General features: G+C 69.3%; 11 protein-coding genes. 4 read left to right on the top strand and 7 right to left on the bottom strand.

All coding sequences use genetic code 11. From position 1 onward, the window contains the following. Positions 1-469: 469 nt before the first annotated feature. Positions 470-1,450, bottom strand: coding sequence for a helix-turn-helix transcriptional regulator (locus AWQ68_RS38695; protein ID WP_066951227.1), 981 nt, complete (start codon positions 1,448-1,450; stop codon positions 470-472). Between the two features lie 63 nt (positions 1,451-1,513). Here AWQ68_RS38695 and AWQ68_RS38690 point away from each other — a divergent pair, with 63 nt between their 5' ends. Beyond that, positions 1,514-2,671: an epoxide hydrolase family protein gene (locus AWQ68_RS38690; RefSeq protein ID WP_066951224.1), complete on the top strand. Its 1,158-nt coding sequence runs from the start codon at positions 1,514-1,516 to the stop codon at positions 2,669-2,671. Between the two features lie 254 nt (positions 2,672-2,925). Here AWQ68_RS38690 and AWQ68_RS38685 read toward each other — a convergent pair whose 3' ends face one another. Next, positions 2,926-3,312 carry a winged helix-turn-helix transcriptional regulator gene (locus tag AWQ68_RS38685; RefSeq protein WP_066951221.1) on the bottom strand — a complete coding sequence of 129 codons (387 nt, stop codon included), beginning with the start codon at positions 3,310-3,312 and terminating at the stop codon, positions 2,926-2,928. Positions 3,313-3,408: 96 nt separating this feature from the next. Here AWQ68_RS38685 and AWQ68_RS38680 point away from each other — a divergent pair, with 96 nt between their 5' ends. Beyond that, on the top strand, positions 3,409-4,083 hold the full coding sequence (locus tag AWQ68_RS38680) for an NADPH-dependent F420 reductase (RefSeq protein WP_066951219.1): 675 nt from the start codon (positions 3,409-3,411) through the stop codon (positions 4,081-4,083). Between the two features lie 676 nt (positions 4,084-4,759). Here AWQ68_RS38680 and AWQ68_RS38675 read toward each other — a convergent pair. Beyond that, on the bottom strand, positions 4,760-5,551 hold the full coding sequence (locus AWQ68_RS38675; protein ID WP_066951216.1) for a PhzF family phenazine biosynthesis protein: 792 nt from the start codon (positions 5,549-5,551) through the stop codon (positions 4,760-4,762). 164 nt (positions 5,552-5,715) lie between these two features. Here AWQ68_RS38675 and AWQ68_RS38670 point away from each other — a divergent pair, with 164 nt between their 5' ends. Continuing rightward, positions 5,716-6,096, top strand: coding sequence for a cell division protein SepF (locus AWQ68_RS38670; RefSeq protein WP_066951214.1), 381 nt, complete (start codon positions 5,716-5,718; stop codon positions 6,094-6,096). 182 nt (positions 6,097-6,278) lie between these two features. Here the strand turns inward: AWQ68_RS38670 and AWQ68_RS38665 are convergent, their stop codons facing one another. The 4 genes from AWQ68_RS38665 to AWQ68_RS38650 all read right to left on the bottom strand — a co-directional run bounded on the left by AWQ68_RS38665 (position 6,279) and on the right by AWQ68_RS38650 (position 11,290). Further along, positions 6,279-7,592 carry a hypothetical protein gene (locus tag AWQ68_RS38665; RefSeq protein ID WP_245656541.1) on the bottom strand — a complete coding sequence of 438 codons (1,314 nt, stop codon included), beginning with the start codon at positions 7,590-7,592 and terminating at the stop codon, positions 6,279-6,281. Positions 7,593-7,801: 209 nt separating this feature from the next. Next, positions 7,802-9,523, bottom strand: a complete 1,722-nt coding sequence (argS, locus tag AWQ68_RS38660) for an arginine--tRNA ligase (protein ID WP_066951211.1) — start codon at positions 9,521-9,523, stop codon at positions 7,802-7,804. Positions 9,524-9,576: 53 nt separating this feature from the next. Further along, positions 9,577-10,623, bottom strand: a complete 1,047-nt coding sequence (gene plsX / locus AWQ68_RS38655; RefSeq protein WP_281217855.1) for a phosphate acyltransferase PlsX — start codon at positions 10,621-10,623, stop codon at positions 9,577-9,579. Positions 10,624-10,696: 73 nt separating this feature from the next. Beyond that, the gene (locus tag AWQ68_RS38650; protein ID WP_066951207.1) at positions 10,697-11,290 is read right to left on the bottom strand and encodes a DUF1707 SHOCT-like domain-containing protein; all 594 of its coding nucleotides are present in this window, start codon (positions 11,288-11,290) and stop codon (positions 10,697-10,699) included. Between the two features lie 189 nt (positions 11,291-11,479). Between AWQ68_RS38650 and AWQ68_RS38645 the strand changes: the two genes are divergently transcribed. Continuing rightward, positions 11,480-12,799: a KamA family radical SAM protein gene (locus AWQ68_RS38645; protein ID WP_066951204.1), complete on the top strand. Its 1,320-nt coding sequence runs from the start codon at positions 11,480-11,482 to the stop codon at positions 12,797-12,799. Positions 12,800-13,151: the final 352 nt, after the last annotated feature.

The raw sequence follows: 13,151 nt of genomic DNA, 5'->3' as shown, positions 1-13,151 counted from the left end.
CGGGCCCCTCTTTTTTGTTTCCCACGGCCGGGGTTGTGGTGTTCTGGCTGGCCCGGCTGGTGGTGGTGTGGTGTTTTGAGGGGGTCCGTGGTGGGGCCCCTCTTTTTTTGTTCCCGGGGTCGGCGGGCTGTGGTGTTGGTGGTTGTCGGCCGGGGCTGGGGTGTGGTGTTCCGGGTCCGGGGGCTGGGTTTGTTTCCTGCGTCCGGTGGTGGTGCCGGGGTTGGGGGTTTCCCCGGGCCGGGGTGTGGTGTCCCGGCTGGCTGGCTGGCTGGCTGGCTGTGCTGTCGGTGGCTGTGGGGCGAGGGCTGGCTTTGTGGCCCGCCGGCTGGTGCTGTGCCGTGGGTAGGGGGTTGTGGGCGGTTCATTCGTGGGATCTGTTGTGCTGGCTGCGCCTGCGAGTGTCGCCGGTGTTTTGAGGGGGTCTGTGGCAGGCCCCTTTTTTGTTTCCCTGGCTTTCTCCATGTCGCGATCAAGCCTCTGCCGGGCCTTCCGGCGGGCACGCGCTGAGGGCCCGCTGGTATCGCTCCGTGATGTGCCGCAAATGGACGGCGAGGCCGGGTGCGTCGACGATGTCGAAGTCGACCTCGAGCGCGCCGAGCAGGAATGTGAGCGCGCGCGGGGTGTCGGCACCGATGTGCAGCAGGCAGCTGTCCTCCTCGACGGGCTCGACGCGGCCGTAGGTGGCGGCGGTCCGGGCGATGTCGGAGGTCGCCGGGATGTGTAGCCGGACGGTTGCCTGGTAGGTCCACATCCGGCCGACGCTGGAGGCGACATGTGCGGCAGGATCTCCGCCGGGCAGCTCACGCGGCGTGAACCGTGGCCCGGTGGGGGTCTTGGGCTGGATGCGGTCGACGCGGAAGGTGCGCCAGTCTGCACGGTCGCAGTCCCAGGCGACCAGATACCAGCGGGAACCCCACGTCACCAGTGCGTGCGGTTCGACCTGCCGACGGGTATGGGCACCGCCGCTGCCGCGGTAGTCGAAGCGTAGGCGCTGATGGTCTCGGCAGGCGGAGCCGATGGTGCTCAGCACGTCGGCGTCCACGGCGGATGCGGGCGACGGGGTGCGCACCGCGGAGGGCCGTACGGCGTTGACCCGGTGCCGGAGCCGGGCCGGCAGCACCTGTTCGAGCTTGAGCAGGGCGCGCACCGCGGTTTCGCCGATCTCCGCGACGCCGCTGCCGGCCGCCATGCGCAGCGCGATGGCCGCGGCGACGGCTTCGTCGTCATCGAGCAGCAGCGGGGGGAGTTGAGCGCCCGGGCCGAGTCGATAGCCACCGGCGATGCCCTTCACGGCATGGACCGGGTAGTCCAGGTCGCGCAGCTTGTCCACGTCCCGGCGCACAGTGCGAGTAGTGACGCCGAGGCGGTCGGCCAGTTCCTGCCCGGACCAGTCGCGGCGGGCCTGCAACAGGGCCAGCAGCCGCAGCAGACGCGCGGATGTCTCCTTCACCCGCGCAAGTCTGCCAGCACTAGAGGACCGAAGGTGTCCGCTAGTGCTTCTAGCGTTACCGACATGAACGACACCGTCACTCCGTTCCGCATCGAGATCCCCCAGTGCGACCTGGACGACCTGCGCGACCGCCTGGCCGCCACCCGCTGGCCGACCGACCTGGCGGGCGTCGGGTGGGCCCGCGGCGTGCCACTGGCCTACCTGCGTGAGCTGGCGGAGTACTGGCGTACGGCCTACGACTGGCGGAAGCACGAAGCGAGGCTGAACGAGATCCCGCAGTTCACCACCGAGATCGACGGGCAGCGCGTGCACTTCCTGCACATCCGCTCGCCCCGGCCGGACGCGCTGCCGCTGATCCTCACCCACGGCTGGCCCGGATCTATCGTGGAGTTTCTCGACCTGATCGGCCCGCTGTCCGACCCGGCCGCGCACGGCGGTGATCCCGCAGACGCCTTCCACCTGGTCATCCCGTCGCTCCCCGGGTTCGGGTTGTCCGGACCGACCCGGGAAACCGGATGGAACACCGGCCGGGTCGCGGCGGCCTGGGCGCAGCTGATGCACCGGCTGGGATACGACCGCTACGGCGCCCAGGGCGGTGATCTGGGTGCGCTGGTCGCGCCGGAACTCGGACGTGCCGCCACAGGGCAGGTCACCGGTGTGCACGTCAACGCGGCATCCTTCGGCTTCATCCCGTTCGGGCAGGTCTCCGCCGAGGAGCGGGCCAGCCTCACCCCCGCCGAGCAGGCCCGACTGGACGTGCTGGCGGAGTTCACCGACGACCAGAGCGGTTACTTCAAGCTCTCGGCCACCCGGCCGCAGACGCTGGCCTACGCGCTGACCGATTCGCCGGTCGGCCAGCTCGCCTGGCTGGTCGAGAAGTTCAAGGAATGGACCTTCCCGGCGGCCGAGTTGCCCGAGGTGGCTATCGACCGGGACGTGCTGCTGACCAACGTGATGCTGTACTGGCTCACCGGCACCGGCGGGTCCGCAGCGCAGTTCTACTACGAGAACATGCACGCCCACAGCTGGCACACCGAGCCGGCCACGACCCCGACCGGGGTCGCGGTGTTCGCCCAGGACCTGCCCATCCGCCGCTACGCCGAACGCGGCAACACCATCACCCACTGGTCGGAGTTCGACCGGGGCGGCCACTTCGCCGCGCTGGAGGCGCCGGACCTGCTCATCGCCGACATCCGGGCGTTCTTCCGCACACTGCGCTAGCCGCCCGAAGGTGGTGGCACCCGCACCGGGTGCCACGACCCGTCACTCTGAACGAAGGACACGCCCTCCGTTGGAAATGCAGCTGTACGTGGAGGGGTTCGAGGTGGAACTCATCGCAGGCGATATCTGAGGGCAACTGTGGAATCACGTGCTGTCAAGCTCTGCTGGCCAGCGGCTTGCGGGTCGAGCGCTGTCGGCGTTCCGCAGTGGTCGGCTGTCGAATGGATGCTCGGTGAGAGCGACGTCCCGGTTGGTTACCCCGGCGTCGACTGCATCCGCAGGGCGCGTTCTTGGGCATCGGAAAGCTCGTCGCCGTGCTCGAGAATCCAGCGTCCGAGTGCCTCCAGCGGGCCATCGACCAGGCTCTCGCCCAGGTCGGTGAGGCTGTAGTCGACGCGAGGCGGGGCCGCGGCGTAGGCCTGCCGGTCGACCAAGCCGTTGGCGAGCAGGCGGTGCAACGTCTCGGTCAGTACCTTGTCGCTGATGCCGCCGATCGCGGTGCGCAGCTCGCGGCGTCGACGCGGACGCGAGCGTAAGGCCGCAAGTACGACGGGATCCCATGTGTGGGCGAAGAGGTCGATGGCCGCGCGCAGGCGGCAATCGGCAATCAGTTCGTAGCAGTGTGCTTCACGATCGCTCATCCTGCCTCCATTGTCGTGCGTTCGTCAGGCACCGATCGGTGCGTATCGGCCTTACTACCGTGGCCCGACGATCACTGTTTGAGAGGGGAGAGACCGATGCGAATCGGGATCTTGGGGGCCGGAACACTGGCGGAGGCGCTGGGTGAGGGCTGGGCGCGCGCCGGACATGAGCTGGTGATCGGTGGGCGGTCGCAGGCCAATGCACAGAAGCTGGCCGATCGGCTTGGCCGGGGCGTGCGGGCTGTCACGCCGCGTGAGGCGGTCACGGGACGGGATGCGGTGCTGCTCGCGGTGTCGTGGGACGGCGTCGATGAGATGCTGCGAAGCGCGGGCGCGTCCGAGGGCTCGCTGGAGGGGACCCCGTTGATCGATCCCACGAATGCCGTCGAGCATGGCGTCGGTGTGTTGCTGACCGAACGTGGAGAGGCGATGGCTGAGCGAATCGCCGCACTCGCTCCGGGAGCGCATGTCGTCAAAGCCTTCCACCTGTTTCCGGCCGAGCAGTGGAGCAGGGCGCCCGGCAAGGACGAGCATCCGGTGACGGTGGCGATGTGCGGCGACGATCCGGCTGCGCTGCAGGTGGTCAGCACGCTGGTGCGTGATGTCGGCGGGGTGCCGGCCGTTTTGGGCTCGCTGGATCGTGTCCGTCAGCTGGAGGAGGTCGCGGGTTTCGTCATCGGGCTGGCCTTCGCGGGCTTTGATCCCGCATTCGCCGTTCCGCGTGTCCCATCACCGGCAACGCTGCCGCCCGCTGCGGAGTCTCCTGTGTAGGGCCTTGGCGGACATCGGCAATCGGCAGGAGCATGGTGGCGGCCGCTGCACCGGGTTGGCGAGGCACCGTGGCCCAGGTCGTAGTACTGCCATGGCTCATCGCTGGTTGCGGTGCCAGAGGTGGCGGCGTCCGCTTCACGTGGCCCTCGACTGGGCCGGAGCTGTACGGCAGCGTGCGTCTGGGCGGCCGGCACCGACGGGGCCCTGGACGGCCCGACGCGGCCGGCCGTTCCGCAGGGAGGTGCGGCGGGAGAGTGTGGCGCGGAGGCGGGGGGTTGCGGAGGCCGGCGTAGGACCGTGCCATGTACCACCGCGCCCGCGACGGCCGCGGGAGCGGCATCACCGGAGCGCAACTATCACGGCCGGCCGGAGCAGCCCCCCGTCGTAGTGCCTACGGGCATCAGCCACCGCTCCCTCCACTGTCCCCACGCCCCACCCATTTCGGCGGCCATACCGGTGACTCGGGAGAAGCACAGCCCGGAAGCGATCCGGGCTGTGCCGGCTGTCACCTCGCTGATATCGGCGATGGCCGCTTCGCCGGTCCTCAGCGGCGATCTCTGCCTGTGATTCTCAACGATGGCCCATGTCCGCCGTCCCGACGATTGCTGCGATGACGGCTGCCGCCGCGCTCCTCAACGATCGCTTGGGCCTGCGTCCGTCCTGCGGCCTGCTGTTCCTAGACGTGGAGGTCGCCGGACCAGATCGTGAGGGCCTGGCCGACAAGCTCGACCCGGTCCCCCTTGACGGTTGTGCGCATCGTGCCGGTACGCGGTGAGAGCTGCTTGGCGAGAAGGCTCTCCCGCCCCAGCTTCGCCGACCAGTACGGCGCCAGGACGCAGTGAGCCGAACCCGTCACCGGGTCCTCCGGGACACCCACCCGAGGGGCGAAGAACCGGGAGACGTAATCAGCCGCGTCGGCCGGGTCGGCGGGAGCGGTCACGATGACGGCTCGGACGTCGAACGCGGACAGCGCGTCGATGTCAGGGGTCAGATCGCGTACCACTTGTGACGACTCGACCTCGGCGAGGAGATCGGTACGGCCCATTCCGGTCCACCGTACGGGCACTCCGAGGGCCTCGGCCAAACCGTCCGGCGGGGTGATTTCCGACGGGGAATGCGCCGGGAAATCCATCGCTATGGAGCCGTCTTCCGACTGACTGACGGTGAGAATTCCACTCAGCGTCGTAAATTCGATCGTGTTTTCGGCGAGGCCGGCCGAATAGAGCACATGCGCCGCCGCGAGGGTGGCGTGCCCGCACAGCGCGACCTCCACCGTCGGCGTGAACCAGCGCAGCGAGTAGCGTCCGTCGGCGTCCGGGCCGAGCACGAACGCGGTTTCCGAGTGGCGCATTTCGGCGGCGACGGACTGCATCCAGGAATCAGTCGCCGAGGCTTCCAGCAAACAGACGCCCGCCGGGTTACCCTTGAAGGGTTGGTCGGTGAACGAATCGACGGTGAAGACGCGCATACGGTGATGCTATCGACGCCGTGAATGCGGCCTGGCGCGGGGGCGTACGCCAGAAAAAAGAAATACAAGTCGGGCGTGTCGCCCGACTGGGGCCGAATGGTTGGTTACCGTCCTTTCTATCGGGGTAGCCCAATGCGGCCGGATCTCGGGGAGAGGATGTACCGATGGGGGCAGTGCGCAAGGTAGCAAGCTACCTTGGCCTGGGTGGCGTTGAGCAGTACGACGAGCCCTATGGCGACGAAGAATACGAGGATGACTGGATGCCGGCCTCGGAGCGGGCGGCCAGGCGCTGGCAGCCCGCGGAACAGCCCGCGCGGATCGTGATGGTGCGTCCGCAGAAGTACGATGACGCGTTGACCGTTGGGCGGCATTTCCGCGAGGGCCACACGGTGGTCATGGACGTGGTCGGCATGTCGACGGCCGAGGCGACGCGGATGGTGGATTTCGCGGCCGGTCTCGCGTACGGCTGCGAGGGCCGCATCGAGCGCATCGCGGAGAAGGTCTTCCTGTTGACCCCTGCCAACGTCGAAGTCTCCATGATCTGAAGCCGGGCCGGGATCCCGGGCCGTACTTCGCCCGTCCCGGCTCGGCCGGTTGAACAACCCGAAGCCGTACGCGGCCGGTTGAACAACCCGGAGCCGTACGCGGCCGGTTGAACAACCCGAAACCCAGAGATCAGGCGCTCGGCGACGCACGACCCACAGAGATCCGAAACCCCCCGACGAGATCAGGCGGCCCGGGGACCGCGGCGGAGCAGACGGGTGAGCTCCGTGAAATCCTCGGCCGCGGCGTCTGCGCGCTTCATCGACTCTCGCGCGTGCTCGTGCAGCGCCCACACCGCGCCTTCGGCGGTCTCGTGGAGCTCGGCGAGCCGGGCCTGGACGCGGTCGAGATCGGCCTGCTCCTGGACTCTGCGCCGCCACAGCAGGAATCCGCCCCACATCGCGACGGCGACCCCGGCGAACGGGGCCGCCAGCGAGATCGTGAAGCCGACGCCGAGTACAACGACGCCGATGGCGATCAGCGCGTACCCCAGCCAGTTGCCGCGCCGCTCCGGCACCGACTCGGTGACGATGCCGTGCTCGGCCGCCTGCATGGAGTCGCGATCGGGCCCCTCGGGACGGAGGATCACCGGGTGCCCCAGCACGGGGAGGGTCACCGTGTCGGGCGGCGGCTCCTGAGCGGCGCGCAGGAGCGTCTCCGCCGCCTCCTTCACCGCGGGAGCGGCGACATGGAGGGCGAGCGCGGCCAGGTGGGGCTCGGCGCCGGGCTGGACGTCCTGGAGGAGATGGCCGCGAAGCGAGCTGAGCGGCCCCTCATGGCCGCTCTGCCCGATCAACGTGTGGAGCACGGCGAGCGGCTCGGCGTCCGGCCACACGGAGCCGGTCACGATCTTGGAGGCGGTGGCGGGCTGCCGGGAGGTGGTGATCTCGGCGCAGCGCTCGCGCAGCCGGTTCAGCCGGTCGGCGGCCCTGACCGGACCGCAGATCTCGGGGAGCTCGGTCAGTGGGGGAAAGCCGGCGAGCGCCTGCGGCACGACCTGCGCCGGCTCATCGGGGACGAGGGCCTCCAGCCAGCGCTCATCCCCGGCCGGTACGGCCACCGCGTCGAGCTTGCGGAGCACGAAGATCTTGCCGACCGGCCCGTACGCGCCGCGCGCCGCGGCGAGCCACACCGCGCGCTGGCCTGAGGTCACCGGGCGGTCGTCGCTCAGGTCGCCGAAGGCGGTGCCGAGCCAGGAGGCGTGGATGCGGTCGCCGTGACCGGCGACGGCGAGGGCGAGGCAGAGGAACAGCGCGGTGCGCCCCTCGTCGAGACCGGCGGCGCGGGAAAGCGGCTCCATCGCGTCCTCGCCGGCGAGCGTGAGGACGAGGGCCTGGACGGCGGGGGCGAGCCAGTAGCCGGGCACGTCGGCGACGTCGGACGGCAGGCCGGGCGCGCTCCCGTCGGCGGCGAGGTGGACCAGGAGCGCCTCAGCGTACCGATGCAGCTCGGCGGTGTCGGCGAGACCCGCGACGTCGGGGTTCTTGCTCAGGTCCATGCTCAACGCAGAACGCTCCCCGAGAAGGTGACGAAATGCCGCCGACTGACGACCGCTCCTGGCGATGGCCACGGGTTGCGGGATCGGCGGACACTCCCTTGACCGGGCCAAGACTAGACCGTTGTAGCGGCATATCTGGACGAGACGCGCCGAATGGCGACGCGGACTTGCCCCCGCCCGGGGCAGGTCGCTCCGGGCGGGGAAGGACGTCACATCCGCTCGGGGACCTCGATGCCGAGCAGGTGGAGGCCCTGGAGCAGGACGCGCAGAGTCAGGGCGGAGAGCGCCAGACGCGACTGCCGTACGGACTCGTTCTCGGCCTTGAGCACCGGGCAGCTCTCGTAGAAGGACGTGAACGCCTGGGCCACATCGAAGAGGTAGTTGCACAGCCGGTGCGGCTCGGACAGCTCGACGACGCTCTCGATGACCGAGCCGAAGCCGAGGAGCTGCAGCGCGAGGGCGCGTTCCGCGGGCTCGCCGAGGACGATCGGCCCGCTCACCGTGGCCGGGTCGATGGAGCCGTTGCGGAAGATCGAGCGGATCCGGGCGGTCGCGTACTGCAGGTACGGCCCCGTGTTGCCGGTCAGGGCGAGCATCCGGTCGAAGTCGAAGACGTACTCGCTGTCGTGGCTGACCGACAGGTCGGCGTACTTGACCGCGCCCATGCCGACCTGCTGCGCGATCGAACGGCGGGTGGCGGCGTCGTAGCCGCGGTCGGCGATGACGGCCTCGGCCCGGATGACGGCCTCTTCGAGCAGCTCGGTCAGCTTGACCGACTCGCCGCTGCGGGTCTTGAACATCTTGCCGTCGCTGCCCAGCACGCTGCCGATCTGGACGTGCTCGGCGCTGGCCTCGTCGGTCAGCCAGCCGGCCATGCGCGCCGAGGCGAACACCATCTGGAAGTGCAGCGACTGCGTCGCGCCCACGACGTAGAGGATGCGGTCGGCCTTCAGGTCCCGCACGCGGTAGCGGATGGCGGCAAGGTCGGTGGTGGCGTAGCCGTAGCCGCCGTCGCTCTTGCGGATGATCAGCGGGAGCGGCTGGTCGTCGCGGCCGGTGAAGCCGGGCGGGAAGACGCAGAGCGCGCCCTCGCTCATGACCGCGACGCCGGCGTGCTCCAGCTCGTCGCAGACGTCGGTCAGCATGGGGTTGTACATGCTCTCGCCGGCGATGTCGTCGTCGGTGAGGGTGACGCCGAGCTGCCGGTAGACGCGGTTGAAGTAGCGCTGGGTGTATTCGATGAACTCGCGCCAGAGCCGGAGGGTGTCGGGGTCGCCGCCCTGCAGCATCGGCACCCGACGGCGGGCGCGCTCCTCGAAATCGGGGTCGCTGTCGAACTTGCGGCGGGCCTCCTGGTAGAAGGCGTTGCCGTCACCGGCGGCGAGCCGCTCCAGGGACTCCTCCTCGCCGATGTCGAGCAGGTGCTCGATCAGCATGCCGAACGGCGTGCCCCAGTCGCCGAGGTGGTTCTGCCGGATGACCCGGTCACCGAGGTGCTCGTGGGTGCGCGCCAGCGTGTCGCCGACGATCGTGGTGCGCAGGTGCCCGACGTGCATCTCCTTGGCCGCGTTGGGTGCGGAATAGTCGATGACGACGGTTTTGGGGGCGGGCTGCGGCACGCCGGTCCGCTCGTCATCGAGGAGGCGGTCGGCCTGGGCGGCGATCCAGCCGTCGTCGAGGGTCAGGTTGAGGAAGCCGGGGCCGCTGACCTCGACGCGGATGTCAGTGGTGTCGAGGGCGTCCACCAGGGCCTGGGCGACCTCCCGCGGCGCACGTCGCAGCCGCTTGGCCAGGCTGAGCGCGACGTTCGCCTGGTAGTCGGCGAACTGGGAGGGCCTGATCAGCGGGTCTTCGCCTGAGTACTCCTGGCCGAATGCGGTGCCCAGCGCCTGCTGGACCCGCGCGGCGAGTACGAGCTGCGGGTCGGTCATGCGCCAAGTTTATCGATGGCGGTCCACCCCGTTTTCCAGGTCAGCGCGGCCGTTCACCAGAGCCGATGGGATCTCGGGATCGAGGCGATCCGCTCTCCGATGCGGGTGACGATCTCTCCGCCTGCGAGCCGGGCGGCCAGCTCGCAGGCGGAGGCGATGCCCGCGGCCCTGGAGGAGCCGTGCGCGATGACGACGGTCCCGTTCAGGCCGAGCAGTACGGCCCCGCCGGTGGCCTCGGGGTCGAGCCGGCGATAGAGGCGGCGCAGCCGCGGACGTTGAAGCACGCCGCCGAGCCGGGCCACGGCGCTCTCGTCGATCGTCTCCCTGAACTGGCCGAAGGCGTATTTGATGCTGCCTTCGAGGGTCTTCAACGCGACGTTGCCGGTGAAGCCGTCGGTGACCACGATGTCGGCGCGGCCGGTGAGAAGGTCGTGACCCTCCACGTTTCCGACGAAGTCGACGCCGGGCGTGGCGGAGAGCAGTTCGTGGGCTCGTTTGACGAGCTTGTTGCCCTTTCCGGCCTCCGAGCCGATCGTGAGCAGCCCGACGCGGGGGCGGGGAAGGTCGAGGGCGACCTGCGCGAAGGCCACGCCGAGGTGCGCGAACTGGACCAGCATCTCCGGCTTGGCGTCGGCGTTGGCGCCCGCGTCGAGGAGCACGGTGGGCGTCGGCAGGGTGGGCAGGGTGACCGCGATGGCCGGGCGTCCGACGCCCTGCTGCCCGCGCAGCCGCAGCTTGCCGGTGGCGACCACTCCGGCGGTCGAGCCGGCCGACACGACGGCCGACGCGTCGCCGCGTTTCAGCAGGTGGCAGGCGACCGCGATGCTGGAGCGGGGACGGCGCAGGCTGGCGAGCGCGCCCTCGTCCATGGAGAGGGCCTCCTCGGCGCGTACGATCGGGATCTCGGAGGTGGCGTCGTGCGCGGCCAGCGTCTCGTAGAGCAGCCGCGGCTGGCCGACGAGGACCACCGGGACGCCGCGTTCCCTGACCGCCTGTACGGCTCCGGCCACGATCTCACCGGGGGCGTTGTCCCCGCCCATGGCGTCGAGGGCCACCGGAAGCGTGCCGACTGGAGCCGGATCTGGCGCAACGCGGTCCAATCGGTTCACCTCACGAGTCTGCCACCTGCGCGGATCGTTGGCGCGAGCGTAGACCTTACGTGGGGCGGGACGGTCAGCTGTGCCAGGGGGAGTGCCAGTCGGTGGCCACCCGGGACAGGATGATCTTGCCGAACCTGGCCTTCCCCGTCACCCTGATCAGCGGTCCGTCTCCTTCATGGCCGCCCGAGACGTGGCGCTTGGAGAACAGCGCGCTGCCCTCGTCCACGATCCGCGCGTTCTCGGGGACGCGGACGATGAGCTTGCCGCAGAAGGAGTCGAGTTCGAGGGTGACCTCGCGGCCGGGCAGTACGGCGTCACGCAGGTCCACGATCAGGGCGCCGAAGGTCGAGCGGAGCCGCGTGTGCCGCCCGGCGACCCAGCGGCCGCTTCGGATGACCTTGCTGAAGACCGCGGCCACTTCGTGGCGTTCGGTGGCGGGTGTCGGCGTCCGGGAGGCGTCGGGGAGGTCGGGGATGTCGTGGGTCAGGGGGACGAGGTCGCCGAGCGTCACGGCGCGGTAGGCCGCGTCGAGCCGGTCCGCGTGCTCCGCGGAGGTGAGGCGGCCGGTCGCCAGCGCCTCCCCGAGGACGGCCGCGACCCTGTCCCGATCGGCGTCCGAGGCCCGCTGGCCTGCGTCTCCATCGCCATATGGGGTTAAGGAAGTCACATCCGCACGATACTCGCTTTCGCGATATGTCGCGAGATCTCGCCGGACATGGCAGAACCTCACAAGGAAGTTTCCAGGGTGTGGAACCTGCGGTGAGGCGGTCTCCTGGGGTTATATGAGAACCTCAGACGCGCGACGGGGGTAGTTGGTTTACACAGTTCCCGAAACCTACTGAGAAAGGAAGGCCGAGTGATCTTTAGCGAGGGCACACGCGGCTTCCGGGCCTACACCACCAAGCATCTTGACGAGCTTCTCGGCCGCGGCGGCCTCGACGAACAGGCCCGGTTGCGGGTGCGCGCCGTGGCGACGGTCCTGCCGTTCCGCACGAACGCCTATGTCGTCGACGAGCTGATCGACTGGTCGGCCGTCCCCGATGACCCGATCTACCGGCTCGTCTTCCCGCAGGAGGACATGCTGCCCGAGGCGGACGTCTCGCGGCTGGCGGCCCTACTGCGCGACGGCGCGCCGGCGGCGCGGATCCAGGAGGCGGCCCGCGAGGTCCGGATGCGGCTCAACCCGCACCCGGCCGGGCAGCTCGAACTCAATGTGCCCCGAGTCGACGGCGAAGCCGTCCAGGGGCTGCAGCACAAGTACCCCGAGACCGTGCTGTTCTTCCCCAAGCAGGGACAGACCTGCCACGCATACTGCACCTACTGCTTCCGCTGGGCCCAGTTCATCGGCGAGCCCGACCTCAAGATGGCCTCCGACGACATCGGCAATCTCGTCGAGTACGTCAAGGCCCACCCCGAGGTGACGAGCATCCTCTTCACCGGCGGCGACCCGATGATCATGAGCGAGGCGGTGCTCCGCCGGTACGTCGAACCGCTGCTCGGGCTGGAGCAGCTCGAATCGATCCGCATCGGCACCAAGTCCCTGGCGTACTGGCCGGACCGGTTCGTCGGCGACCCGGACGCGGACGCCACGCTCAAGCTCTTCGCCGAGGTGGTCGCCTCGGGCAAGAGCCTCGCCTTCATGGCGCACTTCTCCCACCCCCGCGAGCTCGAGTCCGACGTCGTGCAGCGGGCGGTCGAGCGGATCCTGGAGAGCGGGGCCACCATCCGCACCCAGGCGCCCCTCATCCGCTCCATCAACGACCGGCCCGACGTCTGGGCTCACATGTGGCGGCGGCAGACCGCCATGGGCATGATCCCCTACTACATGTTCGTCGAGCGGGACACCGGCCCCCAGGACTACTTCGCGGTCCCCCTCGCCGACGCCCACCGTGTCTTCCGTGACGCGTACGCGCAGGTCTCCGGGCTGTGCCGTACGGTCAGGGGCCCTTCCATGTCGGCCACCCCCGGCAAGGTCTGCGTCGACGGCGTCACCGAGGTCGCCGGTCAGCGCGTCTTCGTCCTCCATTTCATCCAGGCGCGCGATCCCGAACTGGTCGGGCGCCCGTTCTTCGCCCACTACGACCCGGACGCGGTCTGGCTCAGCGACCTGAGACCGGCCTTCGCGGACCGTTTCCCCTTCGAGGCCGCCGCCGCTCACGGCCGGCTCGACGCCTGATTCCGTCCGAAATCGGCCGCAGTAGCGCTCCAGCGGGGGCCCTCGAACCGGCCTGAATTATCAAGCGCGAGGAAAATCTGTTCGCCCGGCCTGGGAGACGCGTTTACCGTGCCTTTTTCCCAGGCCGGGGATCGCTTCCTTCGATATCCCGATGAAACGGGATTCCTGGTGATGACTGGAAGGTGATCACTAGTCGCTGATTTCCGGATATTCCGGTCCTTTGCCCTGGTAGAGCCCTGGACATGCTCGGCGGGTCGATCACCGAGAAGGGTGATAGAAATGCCGTCCGTAGCTGAGTCCTGACCGGCGACGTACGCCGGCGCACGAGGGGTAAATTCCCGCTCTCGTGAAA

It is taken from the genome of Microtetraspora fusca (assembly GCF_001570365.1).
GTDB classification, from domain to species: Bacteria; Actinomycetota; Actinomycetes; order Streptosporangiales; family Streptosporangiaceae; genus Microtetraspora; species Microtetraspora fusca.
This window is presented reverse-complemented; position numbering and strand designations above follow the sequence as displayed.